The sequence below is a fragment of the Acidiphilium sp. MT5 genome, assembly GCF_054767495.1.
The window spans coordinates 383,693-401,326 of the sequence record NZ_BAABMR010000002.1 but is presented as its reverse complement, the minus strand read 5'-3'; the positions used below and the strand labels follow the sequence as shown (position 1 = coordinate 401,326).

Genomic DNA, 17,634 nt, shown 5'->3' with positions numbered 1-17,634 from the left:
CGTTGGGTCTAATTTGCGAGCAACCATCGGTTTTGGCAACCCGCCGAACCGCTCTACCAACGCCAGGATCAATCGTGATGCCCCATGCCTCCTCTACCATCGCCGACGGCCTGCTCGGCGCCATCGGCCACACCCCGCTCATCCGCCTCAACCGCGCCTCCGCCGCCACCGGATGCACCATTCTCGGCAAGGCCGAATTCATGAATCCCGGCGGCTCGGTGAAAGACCGCGCCGCCCTCGCCATCGTCGAGGCCGCCGAAGCCAGCGGCGCCCTCAAGCCAGGCGGCACCATCGTCGAAGGCACCGCCGGCAATACCGGCATCGGCCTGACCCTCGTTGCCAACGCCCGAGGCTATCGCTGCATCATCGTGATGCCCGAGACCCAAAGCCAGGAAAAAATCGACTTTCTGCGCATGATCGGGGCCGATTTGCGCCTGGTGCCCGCCAAGCCCTATCGCGATCCAGGCAATTACGTTCACGTCTCACGCCGCATCGCTGAAGAAACCGGCGCCTTCTGGGCCAATCAATTCGATAATACCGATAACCGGGAAGGCCATCGCCGGACCACCGGCGCAGAAATCTGGGCGCAAACCGACGGTAAAATCGACGCCTTCACCTGCGCCTGCGGCACCGGTGGCACCCTCGCCGGCGTCGGCATGGCCCTCAAAGCCCATAACCCGTCCGTGAAAATCATCCTCGCCGATCCCGATGGCAGCGCCCTCTATAGCTGGGTCAAAACCGGCGACCTCGCCTCCAGCGGCTCGTCCATCACCGAAGGCATCGGCCAAGGCCGGGTTACCGCCAACTTGAACGGCGCGCCCATCGATGACGCGATCCGCATCCCCGATACCGAAGCCCTCGCCCAAGTGTTCGACCTGATGATCCACGAAGGACTCTGCATCGGTGGCTCCGCCGGCATCAACGTCGCCGCCGCCATCCAAACCGCCCGCACCCTCGGACCCGGCCATACCATCGTCACCATCCTCTGCGACTCCGGCGCCCGCTATCAGTCCAAATTGTTCAACCCCAGCTTCCTCGCCAGCAAAAACCTGCCCACACCACCCTGGATGACATAATCGGGTTGGCGTGGGGGTGGAAGGGAAAGGTTAAGGCCAGGGCTCTGCCCTGGACCCGCTAAGGGCGAGCCCTTAGAACCCGTTAGCGTTTTAGGGTTGGGGAGGGCGATCCAGGCACAGGCTGGGGATGGGCCAATGCCTCGCCCTCCCCAACCCTAAAACGAATGGATTGCAAAGGCTCAGCCTTTGCCGGGGTTCCAAGGGGCAGCGCCCCTTGGCCTTTTCCCGCCCTTACAACGCCACCGCAAAATCCGGCTCGGTCGCCGCGCGGATGGCCTCGATCGTGACGTCGTCGGGTTTATCGATGAGGGTGAGGCAGGGTGTTTGTTGGGGGTTGACGCTGAACACCGCCATGTCGGTGACGATGAGGCTGGCAACATTTTTGCCGGTGAGGGGCAGGCTGCAGGATTTGAGGATTTTGGGTTCGCCTTTGGCGGTATGTTCCATCAGGATCACCACGCGGGGCACGCCGGCGACGAGATCCATGGCGCCGCCCATGCCCTTGACCATTTTGCCAGGGATCATCCAGTTGGCGAGGTCGCCGTTTTCGGCGACTTGCAGGGCGCCGAGGATGGAGATGTCGATATGGCCGCCGCGCACCATGGCGAAGGAGGCGGCGCTATCGAAATAGCTGGTGGTGGGCAGGGCGGTGACGGTTTGTTTGCCGGCGTTGATCATATCGGCGTCTTCTTCGCCTTCGAAGGGGAAGGGGCCGATGCCGAGCATGCCGTTTTCCGAGTGGAGCTGCACGGAAATGCCGGGCGGGATATGGTTGGCGACCAGGGTTGGGATCCCGATGCCGAGATTGACGTAGAAGCCGTCTTGCAGTTCGCGCGCGGCGCGGGCGGCCATTTGATCGCGGGTCCAGGGCATGATGGGTTCCTATGCGCGTTTGCGGGTGGTGCGCTGCTCGACATGTTTGCGCACATGATCGAGCTTGACCAATCGTTTGACGAAAATGCCGGGGGTGATGATGTGATCGCCATCGATGGTGCCGGGTTCGACCAGATGTTCGACTTCGGCAACGGTGATTTTCGCGGCGGTGGCCATGATCGGGTTGAAGTTGCGGGCGGTTTTTCGATAGACCAGATTACCTTCGGTATCGGCTTTCCAGGCGTGGATGATCGCGAGGTCGCCGAAAATGCCGCGTTCCATCACGTAATGGCGGCCATCAAATTCGCGGGTTTCTTTGCCGTTGGCGACTTCGGTGCCGTAGCCGGTGGCGGTGAAGAAGGCGGGGATGCCCGCACCGCCGGCGCGGATGCGTTCGGCGAGGGTGCCTTGTGGGTTAAATTCGATTTCGAGTTCACCGGCCAGATATTGCCGGGCGAAGGTGGCGTTTTCGCCGACATAGGAGGAGATCATCCGCCGCACTTGCCTTGTTTCCAGCAAGATGCCGAGGCCGGTGCCATCGATCCCGGCATTGTTGGAGACGATGGTGAGATCGCGCACGCCGCTGTCGCGGATGGCTTCGATCAGCGTGTCGGGAATGCCGCAGAGGCCAAAGCCGCCGGAGAGGATGGTCATGCCATCGCGCAAAATGCCGGCGAGGGCTGCGGTGGCGCTGGGATAGAGTTTGCCCATGTTTAGCGCTCGACGCACATGGCGACACCCATGCCGCCGCCGATGCAGAGCGTGGCGAGACCTTTATGGGCGCTGCGTCGTTGCATTTCGTGCAGCAAGGTCACCAGGATACGAGCGCCCGAGGCGCCGATCGGATGGCCGATGGCGATGGCGCCGCCATTGACGTTGACCTTGCTGGGATCGAGATGCAGGCCTTTATTGACCGCGCAAGCCTGGGCGGCGAAGGCTTCGTTGGCCTCGATCAGATCGAGATCATCGACGCTCCAACCGGCGCGTTCGAGGGCTTTTTGCGAGGAGGGGATCGGGCCGCTGCCCATCAGTGCCGGATCGACCCCGGCGGTGGCAAAGCTGGCGATGCGCGCGAGCGGGGTGAGGCCGCGCCGCGCTGCCTGGGCGCCGCTCATGATGACCAGGGCTGCCGCGCCATCATTCAGGCCGGAGGCATTGCCGGCGGTGACCGTGCCGTCTTTGGAGAAAGCGGGTTTGAGCCGCGCCATGGTTTCGGCGGAGGAATCGTGGCGGATATATTCATCGTCACTGACCACGACATCGCCTTTGCGTCCGGTGATGGTAACGGCGGCGATTTCGTCTTTGAATTTGCCGGATGTTTGGGCGGCGGAGGCTTTTTGCTGCGAGGCGAGGGCCAGCGCGTCTTGTTCATCGCGGGTGATCTGATAGGCGCGGGCGACGTTTTCGGCGGTGGTGCCCATATGGTAGCCGTAGAACGCATCCCACAGCCCGTCTTTAATCATGGTGTCGATGAATTTCATATCGCCCATTTTAGTGCCGGCGCGCAGATGCGCGCAGTGCGGGCTGAGCGACATGCTCTCCTGACCGCCGGCGATCACGATGTCGCTTTGGCCGGACATGATTTGCTGGGCGGCGAGGGCGACGGCGCGCAGGCCAGAGCCGCAGACTTGGTTGATGCCAAAGGCGGTTTTGCTATCGGGGATACCGGCATTCCGGGCGGCTTGCCGCGCTGGATTTTGTCCGGCCCCGGCGGTGAGCACCTGGCCGAGAATGACTTCATCGACATCATCTGGCGAGAGACCAGCGCGGGTGATGGCGGCCTTCAGCGCGACTTCGCCCAAGACATGGGCTGGCGTGTTGGCAAAGGCGCCGTTGAAACTGCCGACCGGCGTGCGGGCAGCGGCTACGATAACGATATCGTCCATGATGTTCCCCTCCTGGCTCTTGGTGATGGTCTAACCGATTTATCGCGCCACCGCTACAGCGCGGCCAGCCATTGCAGGAATGGCTGCCACAGCACTTTTTCGGCCTGCATACCCGCGACCATGCCGATATGGCCGGCTTGTGGCGTAATCAGGGTGGCGCGCGGGATCAGGGCGGCGAGCGGCTTGGCGGCGTCGGGCGGCACCAAGCGGTCGCGTGACGGGGCGACGATCAGGGCAGGGCAGGGGATTTGCCGGGGCTCGACCGGCAAGCCGGCGACGCGCCATTGCCCGCGCATCGGGGCGTTGGCGCCGTACCATTGGCCCAAGGTTTCGCGGGCGACCGGTGCCGCGAGCGGCACGCCGTCATTGAGCCAATCTTCCAGCGCGACGAAACGCTGGGCGCGCGCGCTGTTCGGGTCGAGATCGGCGAAGCTGCGATATTTCTCGCTGACCCCGAGCGGGTCGAGCATGGCGAACAGGGTTTGCAACGCATCAATTGGCAGGGTGTCGCTGGCGGCCAGCATCGGCTCCATCATTGCAAGGCTGGCGGCGAGGCGGCGCGCGCCATCGGGGTTATCGGCGTGGAAATCCCAGGGTGTGGCGAGCAAGGCGAGGCCGCTGATGCGTTTGGGGTTGCGTTGTGCGCTGGCCAAAGCGAGCAGGCCGCCCATGCAGAAACCCGCGAGCACCACCGGCCCTTCGATGGCGGCCAGCGCCCGATCAAGCCGCCCGGCGATGTAATCGGTCAGGGTGAATTGTCGCTCCACTTCCCCTGGCCAGCCCCAATCGAGCAGCAAAGGGTGCGCGCCGTGCGCGGCGAGGTAGCGCATGAACGAGGCTGGTTCATCAAGGTCGAGAATATAGGCGCGATTGACGAGGCTGGGCACGAACAGCACCACCGGCCCGCTGCCGCCGTAATCGAGTACTCTTGTCTCGCCTTCGGCCCAGATTTCGGGGGGGTCGGTCAAAGTTCGTTGATATTCATGGCGCCGATAGGCGGCGATCCCGGCGATCAAGGCTTGGTCGGGGCCGCTGGCGGCGCTGACCAGGGCGCTGGTGAGGGCGCTGGCGAGGGCGCTGGCGAGGGCGGGATCAGTCGCGGCGCGGCGGATGATCTCGATCCAATGGTGCCAATCGGGCAAATTCTGCCAATCGGGCTTCGAGGTCGGCGATGCGCTGGTGTAATCGAGCGAGGGTAAGTTGATCAGCGCCCGGCTCGCCGCCAGGGTCAGATGCAGCAGCAGCGGGCGCGGGCCGCGCCGTGTCATCGGTCCGGGTTGATCGGGGCGGGTGCCGGTCATGGCTGCGCGCCGCGATGGCTGCATGGGAAGCGATGGCCGCCTGGGAAGCGATGGCCTGTCCAGCCATGCCGGCCCAGAACCCGATCAGCTTGGCCCAATGCTCCTGCGCCTCGCGATCGCGGGCGAGGGCGGTCAACTCGCTTTGCCACAGCGTCACCCAGTCCTGGGCCAAATTGGCCAAATGGGGCGGATCGGGTTCGGGGGGGTTGGTCATCGTGCATTCCGGATCACTGCGCTGCCTATCATGTTCGCCATACCGTGATGTTCGCCATACCGCATCCATCGTCCCGTAATCCAGTTCATTCCGATGACAGAGGGGATGACGGGGCGTGGGAGGGGGCGTGCGCCACGGCATCGCTCTGGTCAAGCGTGCGATGCTCTGTCATGGTTCAGGAAGGCAGCGCCCTGGCCCTGGGGGCTGCGTGTTGAAAGGGTCACGCCAATGCAACAAGATCATGAAGCCCCGCCAGAACCGCCGGTGGTTGTTAAGAAATACGCAAACCGGCGCCTCTATAATACCGAAACCTCAAGCTATATCACGCTCGATACCTTGGCGGACATGGTGCGCGCGGGCCGTCATTTCGTGGTGTCGGACGCCAAGACCGGCGAGGATATTACCCGTGCGGTGCTGACCCAAATCATCGTCGAGGAGGAAAGCAAGGATGATCGGGCGATGTTGCCGATCAATTTTCTGCGCCAACTAATCGGGCTGTATGGCGATAATTTGCAATCGGTGGTGCCGCGCTATCTGGATTCCGCGATGAGCCAATTTGGCCGCCAGCAGCGCCAGATGCGCGAGGCGATGCAGCAAACCGTGCAGCAGACGATGCAGCAGACGATGGGCCGCTTTCTGCCGCCCGGCATGGAGGAGATTGGCCGGCAAAATATCGCGATGATTGAGCGGGCGATGGGCCTGTTCGCGCCGTTTGCGACCGCCGAGGGCGGCACCGCCCCTGCCGATGAGCGCGATGAGGAAATTCGCACCTTGCGCGCCGAGGTGGAGCGGCTGCAGGCCGAATTGGCTCGCACCCAGCGATCAGCCAAGCAGGGCGGTTGAGGATGGTAGCCCGTCATGGCTGAAGCGCCTGGCCGGCCCGGCTTGGCGCCACGCTGGACGTCCAGCGCCAAAGACGGTGTCGGCACCGCGCTCTCGCCGCTGAGCAATGTTTGGTTCACGCTCAGCCATGGCATTCTCGATGAGATTTATTTTCCCCGCGTCGATCAGGCGTGTACCCGCGATTGCGGCCTGATCGTGACCGATGGCCATGCGGGCGGCCTGTTCGCCGAGGAAAAGCGCGATACGCTCAGTCAGACCCATCGGGTGATGGATGGCACACCGGCTTTTACGATTCGCAACACTCATCCGGACCGGCTGTTTACCATTGACAAGCGCATTATCGCCGATCCGTGGGGCGATGCAGTATTGCAACAAATTTCGCTCAGCCCCGCTAAGGGCGCGCCGAGTTTGCGGGTTTTTGTGCTGCTCGCGCCGCATTTGGTGAATGGTGGCGCGCATAACAGCGCCTGGCTTGGCCAGTTCAAAGGGATTGATATGCTGTTTGCCAGCGGCGATGGATCATCGCTCGCGCTGGCCAGCCGCGAAGGGTTTCGCGCCCGCTCGGTCGGGTTTGTCGGGGTGTCGGATGGGTGGCAATGCCTCAAGCGCGATGGCGCGTTGATCGCACCCTTCGATACCGCGACCGATGGCAATGTGGCGTTGGTTGCCGAAATCGAGGCGTCCTGCCTGCTGGCCATCGGCTTTGGTCGCAAGCCCGAAGAGGCGGCGTTTCAGGCGCGGATGAGTTTGCAGCGCGGCTTTGCTGCCGCCGAGCAGGAGTATAATGCCCGTTGGCAAGGCTGGCAGCATGATTTGCTCAAGCTCGATCCGCCAGCACAGCATCAACGCCATAATTTTTACCGCGTCAGCACCGCCGTGTTGCGCGCCCATGAAAGCCCGAGTTTTCCCGGTGGCTCGATTGCCAGCCTGTCGATCCCGTGGGGCGCCTCGAAAGGCGATGATGATTTGGGCGGCTACCATCTGGTCTGGCCGCGTGATCTGGTGGAGACCGCCGGGGCGTTGCTCGCCTGCGGCGCCTTGGCGGATGCGCGCCGCACGCTTGATTATTTGCGTGCAACCCAGGAGCCGGACGGGCATTGGCCGCAAAATTGCTGGCTCGATGGGTCGGCCTATTGGTCTGGCCTGCAACTCGATGAAACCGCGTTCCCGATTTTGCTGGTGGATCTGGCCTGCCGCGCGGGCGCGATACCGGCGGAAGAAGTAGGGCATTATTGGCCGATGATCCGCGCGGCCGCCGGGTTTTTGCTGCGCAACGGCCCAGTCACCGGCCAGGATCGTTGGGAGGAAAATGCCGGCTACACGCCTGCAACATTGGCTGTTGAAATTGCCGCCCTGCTCGTCGCTGCCGAGCGGGCGGTGCTGGCTGGCGAGACCGATTTCGCGACCATTTTGCGCGACACCGCCGATGCCTGGAACGCCGACATCGAAAACTGGATTTACGTGACCGACACGCCAGCGACCCGGGCAATGGGGGTTGCGGGTTATTATGTCCGCATCGCGCCGGAGGGCGATCATGATTTGGCGCGCACCGATGCCCATGGCCGGATCGCGCTGCGCAACCGCCCGGCGCGCGAGGCTGATATTGCCGCCGACGCGCTGACCGGGCCGGACGCGCTGGCCTTGGTGCGATTTGGTCTGCGCGATGCGAATGATCCACGGATACTCGACACGCTGAAAGTGATCGATCATCTCACCCGTGTTGACTTGCCGCAGGGCCCGGTTTGGCATCGTTATAATGATGATGGCTATGGCGAACATCACGATGGCCGCCCGTTCGATGGCACCGGCCATGGCCGCGCCTGGCCGCTTTTGACCGGCGAGCGCGCCCATTATGCGCTGTGCGCGGGGGATCTGGCGACGGCGCGAGCGCTCTGCACCACGCTGGAGAATTGCGCGAGTGAAGGTGGCCTATTGCCTGAGCAGGTCTGGGATGCTGATGATATTCCCGCCCATGAGCTCTATCGCGGCAAGCCCAGCGGCTCGGCGATGCCGCTGGTCTGGGCGCATGCCGAATATGTAAAATTACTGCGCTCGCTGCGCGATGGTGCGGTGTTTGATATGCCGCCGCAAACGGTGCAGCGCTACATCAAGGACCGGCAAGCGCCGTGCATTGCCGATTGGCGCCCGGTTTGGCGCCGGAGCGAAATGAATCCGGGGCGATCATTGCGCATCCAGCTTGAGGCGGCTTCGATCATTCGCTGGACCCTCGATGATTGGGCGCATTGGCAGGATTGCGCCACGCAGGATTTCGGCGCGGGCCTGCATGTCGCGACGTTGGACACCACAACGCTCCGCCCAGGCGATCAGGTCGTGTTTACTTGGTGCCTGCGCGATCAACCCAAAACCTGGGCGGGAAAAAATTTCACCGTGGCGATCAAGGCGTCTTCTGCGCCGTCGTGACCGGGTAGGTCTGCTCCCAGCCACCGCCCAACGCTTGATAGAGTTTGACCAGATCGGTTGAGATCGCGGCCAAGCTCTGCGCCTGGGTTTGCTCGGCGCCGAGCACAGATTGTTGGGCGGTGAGCACTTGCAAATAATCCGCGAGACCTTGCCGGTAGCGCTCTTGCGCCAGGGTGAGCGCATGCTGGCTGGCGGCAACCTCGCGATTGAGCGATTGCAGGCGGCGCTGTTCCTGGTCGTAATCAGTCAATGTGTCATCCACCTGATGCAAGGCGGTCAGCACGGTCTTGGCGTAATTCACCGCCGCTTCGCGTTGCTCGGCCTTGCGCAGCCGCAACTGGCCGCGCAACTTGCCGCCCTCGAACAGGGGCATGGTGATTTCCGGACCAATGGCGTAGGTGACGGCGGCCAATTGGTTCAAATTTGAGAATTGCAGCGCTTGCAGCGAAACCGATCCGGACAGGGTGATGTCTGGAAAGAAGGCGGCGGTGGCAACGCCGATTTCAGCAGTCGCTTCATGCAGTTTCGCAGCGGCCTCGCGCATGTCCGGCCGGCGGGTCAATAATTGCGATGGCAGCCCAACGGGCACCACGGGCGGTGCTGCGGGCACGGCGTGCGGCGTGCGGAGTTCGGGGCGTAAAGCGCCGGGGTTTCGGCCCAGCAACAGCCCGATCTGGCTCTCTTGACCGGCGATGGCGGCGCGCAGCGTGGGAATTTGGGCCTGCACCGACGCGGCTTGGGCCTCGGAATCAGCCACTTCGAGTGCATTGGCCAGCCCCGCCTGTGCGCGCTCGCGCGTCAATTTGGTCAAATGATCGGCGGTGCGCAAATTGTGCTGAGCGATGGCGAGCAAGGCTTGGTCGGCGCGGAGCGAGATATAATCCTGCGCCACTTCGGCCTCGATATTGAGCAGCACCGCCCGGCGCGCATCGGCGGAGGCGGTGACGGCGGCCAAGGCGGCTTCACGGGTGCGCCGGTTCTTGCCCCAGAGATCAAAATCAAACACTGAGGAAAACCCGTATTGGAACAGGTTGAAGGGCTGGATCGCCGAGCCGGGGATGCCGCCGCCGCCAATCGAGCTGTTGGTGCCCGCCGCGGTATTCGCGGCGTTGGTGGCGGTGCCGGTGTTGGAGCCACCGCCGAGGGCGGTGAAAATACCTTTTTTGCTGGGCCCTTCGCGGGTGAATGATCCGGCGAAATCAAGCGAGGGATAGAGCGTCGCGCCCTCAATCTCGGCCTGGGCGCGCGCCTCAGCCAAGCGCTGGGTGGCGATTTTCACATCCAGATTTTGACTGACCGCGTCATGCTCAAGCGTGCTCAGCACCGGGTCATGGAAGCTCTGCCACCAGCTGGTATCAATGGCCGCGTTGGAGATTTTGTCTTGATCCTGAACCGGCGCGCCGCTCGCTTGGAAGCTTGCGGGCACGTGTGGGTGCGGTGCGCGAAAATTAGGCCCCAATTCACATCCGGCGAGGCCACCCATCATGCCCAGGCTCAAAACACTGAAGGCGACGATGCGGGCGGTGTGCCGACTTGTCTGACCGTTAAACCTCATAAACAACTCCTTTAGCTTAATATTGATTTCATTCAAATCAACAGATTTGGGCGAAACCAATCAAATGGATCGGCAAACCAAGGCCGGAGCGTCATGGATGGTCACCCATCACGCTCGGGCGGCCGATTTGGGCGGCGCGCCGAGCAAGAGTGCTAATGGCCAAACCAAGAGCGCGCCAATGCCGAGCAGGTGAAACATATCCAGATAGCTCATGAACTGAGCCTGTTGTTGCACGATAGCAGCGATGTGGGGAAGAGTTTGGCCATGAAGACTACCATAATCAGTGATCTGCTCCGCAAGTCGTGCATGGTGAAATTGGGTGCGCCAGGCCAGCATGGTGGTGACGAAGGAAATGCCGATACTGCCGCCGATATTGCGCACCTGATTGATAATCGCGGAGGCATCAGCACTGCGCGCCGGCGGCAGCCCGACATAAGAGAGGGCTGACACCGGGACGAACAGAAATGGCAGGGCCAAGACCTGCAACACCCGGTCGGTCGAGATGATCGAGAATGAGGCATCCGGCGCTAAATGAGATTGGATGATCAGGGCAATGCCGGTCTCGACCAGACCGCCAATCAGCAATACGCGCGCCGAGACGAAGCGGCCGGTGATGATGCCGGCCACCGGCATCAGCCCGATGGTCGCCATGCCGCCCAGCGCCAGCGCAAAGCCTGAGGTTTGCGCCGAATAGCCGAGCAAGGTTTGGGTCAGTTGCGGCAAAAGCTGCGTGGTGCTCAGCAGCACAAAGCCGATCACGAACATCAGCACGCAGGAGACCGCGAAATTTTTGTATTTGAATAATCGGATATTCATCACCGGCTCGGGATGATCCCATTCCCAAACCGCGAGCGTGACCAACGAGACACTCCAGATCACGAACAGGATGCGGATCAGCAGGCTCGAAAACCCGTCATCGAGCGAAAATTTATCGAGAAAAATCTGCAACGAGCCAAAGCCCAGCGCCACCAGCGTCAGCCCGACATAGTCGAATTTCAGCCCGCGTGCGAGCCGCGCCAAGCGCTCACGCACCAAAATCATCGGCTCGGCGACGAAGGTGGCGATCAGGGCGAAGGCGATCAGCCCGATCGGCAGATTGATCAAAAACACCCAGTGCCACGACAAATGATCGGTGATCCAGCCGCCGATCAACGGCCCGGTTGCCGGGGCGACGATGATCACCAGCCCATAGACCGCAAACACCTGGGCGCGCTTTTCCTGCGGAAATGTATCGGCGAACATCGATTGGGTGATTGGTTGCAAGCCGCCACCGCCCAAACCTTGCAACACGCGGGCGATGATCAGCATCGATAATGACGTGGAAAATGCGCAGAGCACCGAGCTTGCGGTAAATAGCGCCACACAAATCAGGAATAATCGCTTGCGCCCGACCACCCCCTGCAACCAGCCGGTGATCGGCAGAATGATGCTGTTCGATACCAGATACGAGGTGAGCACCCAGGTGCTTTCCTCTGGGCTGACCGCCAGCGAGCCGGCAATATGGGTGAGTGCCACATTCGCGATGGTGGTATCCAACACCTCCATGAAGGGGGCGACCGCGATCATCGCAACGATCAGCCACGGGTTGTAAATTCCGGCGGCGGAGCGCGGCAAATTCGGCTTCGAGGCGAAAATCACGCTCATCGGGCGCTTACTGCCCCGAAATCCGGATCGAAACTTCCACCGACATGCCCGGCGCGATCAGGTATTTTTTCATCCGTGGATCATCAAAGGTAAGCCGCACCGGCACCCGCTGGACGATTTTGACATAATTGCCGGTGGCGTTTTCGGCGGGCAGGAGCGAAAAAACCGAGCCGGTGCCGTGCTGGATCGAGGCGACGCGCGCGCGAAATGACGGGCCGGGCACCGCATCGATGGTGATCCGGGCGTGCTGACCGGGATGGATGCGGCCAAGCTGGGTTTCCTTGAAATTCGCGGTCACCCAAATCCGATCACCGACCAAGGCCATCAGCCCGGCGCCGGGGGCGACGATATTGCCCCGCCGCACGGTGCGATTGGCGATATAGCCTGCGGCGGGCGCGCGGATGACGGTGTAGCCGAGCTGCAAGCGGGCATTCTGCACCGCGACCAACGCGGCCTGCGCCGAGGCTTGGGCGGCTTGCAAGGCGGCTTGCGCGCTGGTGACTTGCGCTTTGGCCGCATCCAACCGCGCCGTCGCGGCGCGTTCGGCGGCGGTGGCGTTGTCACGATCAGCGCGGGTCACGGCTTGCGGATTGACCGACGCATAGCGGGCGAAATCTTGCTTGGCTTTGATTAAATCGGCGCTGGCGACCTCAACTTGGGCTTGTGCGCCCAACAGATCGGCCCGGCGCAGCGCAATCTGGGCGGCGGCTTCGCGCGCTTGCGCTTGGGCCTGGGCGAGGGCGGTTTGCTCGCTCGCCGGATCGAGCCGAACCAGCACTTGGCCGCGCAGCACATGCTCATTCTGATGCACCAGCACGGCCTGCACGCTGCCTGCGATCCGTGGCGCGATGGCATGAATCGGGCCATCGATTTCGGCATCGGTCGAGGTCGCGAAATGTCTTGCGTGCAGCCAATAAATCAGCCCCGCCAGCGCAAGACCCAGCAGAATAATCGCCAAAATAATGAATTTCCGTGCCCCACCCTGGCCGGGTGCGGGGTCTGTGCCGTTGGGGGCGGTTTGATCGGTCGTTTGAGCCATTGGCCGTTATTACCCTTAATGTGGTCTTTGTGCGTATGCGTCATAGCGCCTGCGTCACCGTGATCTGGCCGATCCTGCGGAGAAAATCCAGTCTTGCTAACCCGATTGTTGGACTGCCTCACCGGCGTAATTTTTCGCGGCGCGGGACAATACCACTTGCCAACCCGCGATAATGATAGAATACTACCTCAGGTAGCATTATTCGTCTTATATCGAACAAGTGGGTCCAAAAATGACAAGTTTTATGAGTCTCGACGCATTTTTTCGGCAAACGATGCGCGCCTGGCCGCAAACGCCGCCCGGCCTCGAAAATGCTGATTTCGGTGCCGCCGGCGCGTGGCTGAAAGCTCGCCCCTGCAGCGAAACCGACCCCGAATCACCCTTGCTCAAAGTGCCCGGCTCTGCGCGGATGCGCACTGTGCCCGATGGGCTATGGCTATGGTTCGGCGGCGATGCCAATGATCCCTATGTCGATTTATTCGCCATTGAAGTCTGTGGCGGGCTGCAAAATCTGCTTGATAAACGCTCGCGCTACGCGCCGAGCCTGCATTCCTTGCTGATTACCTGCCCGCTCGCTTGGCTGCTCAGCCCGGTTCCGGGCAATGAGGCGGTGCCGCGCTGGCAAGCCACCGGCCTGCTCGATCAGGCGCCGAGCCGGGCATTGGTGCTGCCGGTGCGCGATATTCGGGTGCTGTACGCGCTCAAGCCACGGCAATTCCAGGAATTTGCCTGCGGCAGCTTGGCGCACGCCCATGAATTATTCGCACCCATCGATGCGCTTACCGGCATTGGCGCCTGGCGCGCCCCGGCCATGCGCGATTTTCTCGGTCGTGCCGCGCGCCGGGCGAATTTTTGGGATTCAGCGATTGTGCCGCAGGGACGCGACGAATCCCGGGGGCGCCACATCGCGTCCTTCGCGCCGCAGGCTGGCAATCACCCGGTCCGGATAGTCGGAAATCAGCGCATCGACACCGAGAGCGATCATGGTTTCAATGTCGCTCGGGAGATTGACGGTCCACGGTATGACCGCGAGGCCGAGCGACTGCGCCAGCTCGCACGAGCGCCGGTCAAGCGTGCTGTGCAACGGCGCCCAGGCGCAAGCGCCGGTGCCGGCCACGGCCCGGGCCAACTCGCCGCCGAACGCCGCTAAATCGAGATCATCGAGCCAAAGCCGCCCGCCCGTCGCGCTGATCGGCGCGATAGTATCGGGCGCTGTGAGGCAGCAGCGCCGTAAACGCGGCGCCAACCCGGCTGCCGCGCGCAGCACCCGCCAGTCAAACGCGAACAGCACGGTGCGCTCAATCGCCCGATGCTGGCGCAAAATATCGATCACCGCTGCCGCCATCATGTCGGGTGGGGCGGTCAAAGTCGGGCGGTCAGGAAAGGTTTTGATTTCGATCAGCAAATCAAGCGGCCCGAGGGCGTCCAACGCCTGATCCAGCGTGGGGATCGGCACATGATCCAGCGCCCGTTGCGATGGGTAGCGGGCTGCGTAGGCCGAGCCAGGGTGCGCCCGGCCAATATCAAAGACTGCCAGCTCTGACGCGGTGCAATCATGCAGAACCGGCGTGGGGGCGGTGAGATAATGCCCCGCCGCATCGCGGGTGATCTCGGGGCTGAGCTGCGGGTCGTGATGCACGAGTGCTACGTGGTCGGCACTGAGCGCAATATCAAACTCCACGCCGGTGAGCGCCAGATCACGCGCGAGCGCAAATCCAGGCACGCTGTTTTCCGGCGCCAAGCCCCGCGCACCGCGATGGCCGAACACGGGAAATGGTTTGGCGTATGTCATCGGGCGATGCGCGCAAAGGTCAGGATTGCGGCGGGATTTTAGCGTTGATCGCGGCAAGCCAGGCGGTCAGCCGAGCCAAATTGGCGCCCATATCCGAGTAGCCGTAAATGGAGTGGGAATACATCACCAAATGCGATCCGCCTTGCGCGTCGGGCTGGACGGCAATCGCGATAATGTCGGGAAAATTGGCCATCGGCGTGCGCGCCACGAACGCGGCTTGCCAATGGTCAGGGTGATCATCGAGCGCGTAGGTATGGGGCATGGCCAGGATTGTGGTGCGCACGATTTGGAATAATTGATCGGGCGCCAGCGCGTAGGCCGGCGTGACTAAATCGGGCTTGGGGTTGAACCCGGTGGGCGCGGCGAGCGCCTTGTTCGGCGAGCTTGGCAAGGTGAGATGCGCAAAATCGACGATGCCGGGTGCGGGGATATTCTTGGCACCCGGTGTGCCGCATAGCGGGAAGATCACACTCAGAATCAGTGGCAACAAACCAACAGCCATCAACCGGCTCCTTCGATGTTTTCGGCGTCCTTGTGCAACCGCAGCCGCACCACGCCATGAGCATCGGCCGGTGCGATGGCTTTGCCCTTGCGCATGATATCGATCATCCCGGCTTGCGCGAGGTGCGCCGCCGCCCGTTTGATCCGTGGCAATGACGCCCGCCAGGACAAATCCGGCGGATGACCGGCGAGCAGGCGCGCCGCCTCGGTGGGGCAAATTGATTTGGCCGGGCCCCGCGCGCGGCACAAGGTCAAAATCGCCTCGGCGGCGGCGGGATCGGTGAGATCGGGGGGATGGGGCATGGTCACTCGCGCGGCATGATCCGGTTTGCCGATTTTGGCAAGCGCGGATCAGCCGGAGAGGGGGGCAGAAAGGATCAGGCGGCGTGCGGTGCGGTGCGGAGCAAATGATTGATCGTCGCGGCATTGACGGCGGCACCCGCCCAACTGCCTTGCACCGCATCAATCCCCATGCGCCCGAGCCGCGTATAATCGGTTTCGGTTTCGACCCCGCCGGCGATCACCGTCAGGCCAAGATCATGGCCAATCGCAATGCATGCCTCGGTGAATACCCGATTGGCTTGCCGTTGGTTTGGCTCACCCTGCAGCAAGGACCGATCCAATTTCACCCCGGTGAATGGCAGGCTGCGCAGCAAGGCCAGACTGCCGAAGCGCCCACCGAACCGATCAAGCGTGAGGCCAAACCCATCGCCGCGCAGCGCATCCAGCGTATCGAGCGCATCAAGCCCATCCGCGATCAGGGCGGCTTCATCGATCATCAAGGCAACGCGGCTGGCTTGGTCAGGCGTCACGCCGGCGAGCGCTTGGCGCAAGGCTGATAAATCAGCGAGGCGCGGCGGGGCGGCGACGCTCAGCGTCCAAGCGGCGGGCCAGGCGGCGGTTTCTGCCAACGCCTCGGTCAAGCCCTCGACGATAACCGAGGCGATGAGCGGGGCGCGTTTGACCGACCGCAGATAACTCTCGACCGGAACCACCCCCCGGCGGCGATGTTGCACGCCGATAATCAGCTCCGCACCACAGAACAGCGATGGCGCTGGGCTTGCGGCTGAGCGGGGCGGCAAGGCGCTCCACCGGTTGGGTGCCGGCTCCGCAGCTTTGATTTGGGCGGATAGTCGCGGTGCATAGCGCAAGGCAAATCCATGCTCTTGAATGGCACTATCGAGCCGTGCGGCGAGACGCCGCCGGTCGGTCGCTTCCAGCCGCCGCAGGGCGGCCTCGCGCCGTGCGGTTTCGTGGAGATCCTTATTGATATCTGCGTTGCTTTCTTGGTGGCTCTCCTGGTGGCTCTCTTGGTGCCTTTCTTGGGCCTCCAGGGTCAGCCCATCGTTTGCGCATCGATCAGCGTGCGGGTCACTAAACGTCGCGTGATTAGGGGCAACATTGCTCATCATCCACTCTCAGCCAGTCTTGATCGTCGGCTCATCCAGCTTGCCGCATTTTGCGACCTCGTCTCTGTTTTGCTGACGTCAGTATCCAGGCCAAAAATGAATTTTCAGTGAATCTCCTGCGAAATTTTATCGCGCATCATAATCATTGCCCGGTTGTTAGGGCGTTGCGGACGTGGCAGGCGGGAGATCGACGCTCATGGTGTCGAGCAGCCGCACCGCCCCCAGCCGTGCTGCGACCAGCAACCGGCTGCCCGCGCGCGGGCCGGTGAGCGGCTCGAGCGAGACGGCGTCCACCAAGGCCAGATAATCAAGCTTGAACCCTTGCGCCTCCAGCCGCCCCTGCGCTTGCCCGAGGGCCGACGCGGTCGCGCTGTTATTCTTGCTATCATCCGTGCGGCTATTTGACGGATCATCGACCATCATCGATTGCAATTCAGCGCGCACCTCCCGCAAAATTGCCGGGAGCCAAGCGGCGCGGTGCCGTTCTTCTGGTGTGAGATAGCGGTTGCGCGAAGACATCGCCAACCCGTCTGAATCGCGCAGGGTCGGGACCGTCGAAATGGCGACCGGCAAGGCCAAATCGCGCACCATGCGACGCACCACCTGCACTTGCTGCCAATCTTTCTCGCCAAAATAGGCACGTTCAGGGCGGATTTGGCCGAATAATTTCGCAACCACCGTCGCCACCCCGCGAAAATGGCCCGGTCGTGCGGCACCCTCCCAGCGTTGCGCCGGACCGGCCACCTCAATCATCGTCGCATCGCCCGGCGGATACATCACCGACATCTCAGGTAGCCACGCCAGCGCGCAGCCCGCCGCGCGCAGCACCGCCAAATCCGCTGCCTCATCGCGCGGATAGCGAGCGAAATCCTCATTGGGTCCAAATTGCAGCGGATTGACGAAAATCGACACGGCAACCGGCAATCCCTGCTCGCGGGCGGCGGTGATTAATGACACATGACCGGCATGCAGCGCGCCCATGGTCGGCACCAGCGCCAACGGCCCCAGCGCCGCGCGCGCCGCGTCCAACGCTTCAATCGTGCGGGCAATCAACATCGCGTGACCTCGTTTCCCTGTGTT

At 62.5% G+C, this 17,634-nt stretch carries 17 protein-coding genes; 3 read left to right on the top strand and 14 right to left on the bottom strand.

The window, feature by feature from the left end:
- The first annotated feature begins 77 nt into the window (after positions 1-77).
- Positions 78-1,076 carry a cysteine synthase A gene (locus tag ACYUCQ_RS03995; RefSeq protein WP_460253207.1) on the top strand — a complete coding sequence of 333 codons (999 nt, stop codon included), beginning with the start codon at positions 78-80 and terminating at the stop codon, positions 1,074-1,076.
- Between the two features lie 231 nt (positions 1,077-1,307).
- On the opposite strand, the gene ACYUCQ_RS03990 is transcribed toward ACYUCQ_RS03995, so the two are convergent.
- The 5 genes from ACYUCQ_RS03990 to ACYUCQ_RS03970 form a co-directional block, all read right to left on the bottom strand.
- The gene (locus ACYUCQ_RS03990) at positions 1,308-1,949 is read right to left on the bottom strand and encodes a 3-oxoacid CoA-transferase subunit B (RefSeq protein ID WP_460253206.1); all 642 of its coding nucleotides are present in this window, start codon (positions 1,947-1,949) and stop codon (positions 1,308-1,310) included.
- Between the two features lie 9 nt (positions 1,950-1,958).
- A complete protein-coding gene (locus ACYUCQ_RS03985; protein ID WP_460253205.1) occupies positions 1,959-2,660 on the bottom strand; it encodes a CoA transferase subunit A in 702 nt (233 codons plus the stop codon).
- A 2-nt stretch (positions 2,661-2,662) separates the two neighbouring features.
- Entirely contained in the window at positions 2,663-3,835 is a 1,173-nt protein-coding gene (locus tag ACYUCQ_RS03980) for an acetyl-CoA C-acetyltransferase (RefSeq protein WP_460253204.1), read from the bottom strand.
- 53 nt (positions 3,836-3,888) lie between these two features.
- The gene (locus tag ACYUCQ_RS03975; RefSeq protein ID WP_460253226.1) at positions 3,889-4,851 is read right to left on the bottom strand and encodes an alpha/beta fold hydrolase; all 963 of its coding nucleotides are present in this window, start codon (positions 4,849-4,851) and stop codon (positions 3,889-3,891) included.
- Between the two features lie 76 nt (positions 4,852-4,927).
- A complete protein-coding gene (locus ACYUCQ_RS03970; RefSeq protein ID WP_460253203.1) occupies positions 4,928-5,350 on the bottom strand; it encodes a hypothetical protein in 423 nt (140 codons plus the stop codon).
- A 228-nt stretch (positions 5,351-5,578) separates the two neighbouring features.
- Here ACYUCQ_RS03970 and phaR point away from each other — a divergent pair, with 228 nt between their 5' ends.
- Positions 5,579-6,193, top strand: a complete 615-nt coding sequence (gene phaR / locus ACYUCQ_RS03965) for a polyhydroxyalkanoate synthesis repressor PhaR (RefSeq protein WP_460253202.1) — start codon at positions 5,579-5,581, stop codon at positions 6,191-6,193.
- 15 nt (positions 6,194-6,208) lie between these two features.
- Positions 6,209-8,614, top strand: coding sequence for a glucan 1,4-alpha-glucosidase (locus ACYUCQ_RS03960; RefSeq protein WP_460253201.1), 2,406 nt, complete (start codon positions 6,209-6,211; stop codon positions 8,612-8,614).
- On the opposite strand, the gene ACYUCQ_RS03955 is transcribed toward ACYUCQ_RS03960, so the two are convergent.
- The 9 genes from ACYUCQ_RS03955 to panC all read right to left on the bottom strand — a co-directional run bounded on the left by ACYUCQ_RS03955 (position 8,589) and on the right by panC (position 17,610).
- The gene (locus ACYUCQ_RS03955; protein WP_460253200.1) at positions 8,589-10,169 is read right to left on the bottom strand and encodes an efflux transporter outer membrane subunit; all 1,581 of its coding nucleotides are present in this window, start codon (positions 10,167-10,169) and stop codon (positions 8,589-8,591) included. The genes ACYUCQ_RS03960 and ACYUCQ_RS03955 overlap by 26 nt on opposite strands.
- Before the next feature lie 108 nt (positions 10,170-10,277).
- Positions 10,278-11,813 (bottom strand): DHA2 family efflux MFS transporter permease subunit, encoded by a 1,536-nt coding sequence (locus ACYUCQ_RS03950; RefSeq protein WP_460253199.1) that lies wholly within the window; start codon positions 11,811-11,813, stop codon positions 10,278-10,280.
- Positions 11,814-11,820: 7 nt separating this feature from the next.
- Positions 11,821-12,852, bottom strand: coding sequence for an HlyD family secretion protein (locus ACYUCQ_RS03945; RefSeq protein WP_460253198.1), 1,032 nt, complete (start codon positions 12,850-12,852; stop codon positions 11,821-11,823).
- Between the two features lie 475 nt (positions 12,853-13,327).
- Positions 13,328-13,600, bottom strand: a complete 273-nt coding sequence (locus ACYUCQ_RS03940; protein WP_460253197.1) for a hypothetical protein — start codon at positions 13,598-13,600, stop codon at positions 13,328-13,330.
- Between the two features lie 111 nt (positions 13,601-13,711).
- A complete protein-coding gene (locus ACYUCQ_RS03935; RefSeq protein ID WP_460253196.1) occupies positions 13,712-14,644 on the bottom strand; it encodes a glycerophosphodiester phosphodiesterase family protein in 933 nt (310 codons plus the stop codon).
- Positions 14,645-14,663: 19 nt separating this feature from the next.
- Positions 14,664-15,146: a DUF1499 domain-containing protein gene (locus tag ACYUCQ_RS03930; RefSeq protein WP_460253195.1), complete on the bottom strand. Its 483-nt coding sequence runs from the start codon at positions 15,144-15,146 to the stop codon at positions 14,664-14,666.
- Positions 15,146-15,448 (bottom strand): DUF3253 domain-containing protein, encoded by a 303-nt coding sequence (locus tag ACYUCQ_RS03925; RefSeq protein ID WP_460253194.1) that lies wholly within the window; start codon positions 15,446-15,448, stop codon positions 15,146-15,148. Before ACYUCQ_RS03925 ends, ACYUCQ_RS03930 begins: the two co-directional genes overlap by 1 nt.
- Positions 15,449-15,522: 74 nt before the next feature.
- Positions 15,523-16,557: an EAL domain-containing protein gene (locus ACYUCQ_RS03920; protein ID WP_460253193.1), complete on the bottom strand. Its 1,035-nt coding sequence runs from the start codon at positions 16,555-16,557 to the stop codon at positions 15,523-15,525.
- Between the two features lie 153 nt (positions 16,558-16,710).
- The gene (gene panC, locus ACYUCQ_RS03915) at positions 16,711-17,610 is read right to left on the bottom strand and encodes a pantoate--beta-alanine ligase (protein WP_460253192.1); all 900 of its coding nucleotides are present in this window, start codon (positions 17,608-17,610) and stop codon (positions 16,711-16,713) included.
- Positions 17,611-17,634 lie beyond the last annotated feature (24 nt).

What these genes read in the sequence shown, in the direction of transcription:
- ACYUCQ_RS03995 (WP_460253207.1), top strand. Translation starts at nt 78, where the DNA reads ATGCCCCATGCCTCCTCTACCATCGCCGACGGCCTGCTCGGCGCCATC.
- phaR (WP_460253202.1), top strand. Translation starts at nt 5,579, where the DNA reads ATGCAACAAGATCATGAAGCCCCGCCAGAACCGCCGGTGGTTGTTAAG.
- ACYUCQ_RS03930 (WP_460253195.1), bottom strand. Translation starts at nt 15,146, where the DNA reads ATGGCTGTTGGTTTGTTGCCACTGATTCTGAGTGTGATCTTCCCGCTA.
- ACYUCQ_RS03935 (WP_460253196.1), bottom strand. Translation starts at nt 14,644, where the DNA reads ATGACATACGCCAAACCATTTCCCGTGTTCGGCCATCGCGGTGCGCGG.
- ACYUCQ_RS03955 (WP_460253200.1), bottom strand. Translation starts at nt 10,169, where the DNA reads ATGAGGTTTAACGGTCAGACAAGTCGGCACACCGCCCGCATCGTCGCC.
- ACYUCQ_RS03950 (WP_460253199.1), bottom strand. Translation starts at nt 11,813, where the DNA reads ATGAGCGTGATTTTCGCCTCGAAGCCGAATTTGCCGCGCTCCGCCGCC.
- panC (WP_460253192.1), bottom strand. Translation starts at nt 17,610, where the DNA reads ATGTTGATTGCCCGCACGATTGAAGCGTTGGACGCGGCGCGCGCGGCG.
- ACYUCQ_RS03920 (WP_460253193.1), bottom strand. Translation starts at nt 16,557, where the DNA reads ATGATGAGCAATGTTGCCCCTAATCACGCGACGTTTAGTGACCCGCAC.
- ACYUCQ_RS03970 (WP_460253203.1), bottom strand. Translation starts at nt 5,350, where the DNA reads ATGACCAACCCCCCCGAACCCGATCCGCCCCATTTGGCCAATTTGGCC.
- ACYUCQ_RS03925 (WP_460253194.1), bottom strand. Translation starts at nt 15,448, where the DNA reads ATGCCCCATCCCCCCGATCTCACCGATCCCGCCGCCGCCGAGGCGATT.
- ACYUCQ_RS03960 (WP_460253201.1), top strand. Translation starts at nt 6,209, where the DNA reads ATGGCTGAAGCGCCTGGCCGGCCCGGCTTGGCGCCACGCTGGACGTCC.
- ACYUCQ_RS03985 (WP_460253205.1), bottom strand. Translation starts at nt 2,660, where the DNA reads ATGGGCAAACTCTATCCCAGCGCCACCGCAGCCCTCGCCGGCATTTTG.
- ACYUCQ_RS03990 (WP_460253206.1), bottom strand. Translation starts at nt 1,949, where the DNA reads ATGCCCTGGACCCGCGATCAAATGGCCGCCCGCGCCGCGCGCGAACTG.
- ACYUCQ_RS03945 (WP_460253198.1), bottom strand. Translation starts at nt 12,852, where the DNA reads ATGGCTCAAACGACCGATCAAACCGCCCCCAACGGCACAGACCCCGCA.
- ACYUCQ_RS03980 (WP_460253204.1), bottom strand. Translation starts at nt 3,835, where the DNA reads ATGGACGATATCGTTATCGTAGCCGCTGCCCGCACGCCGGTCGGCAGT.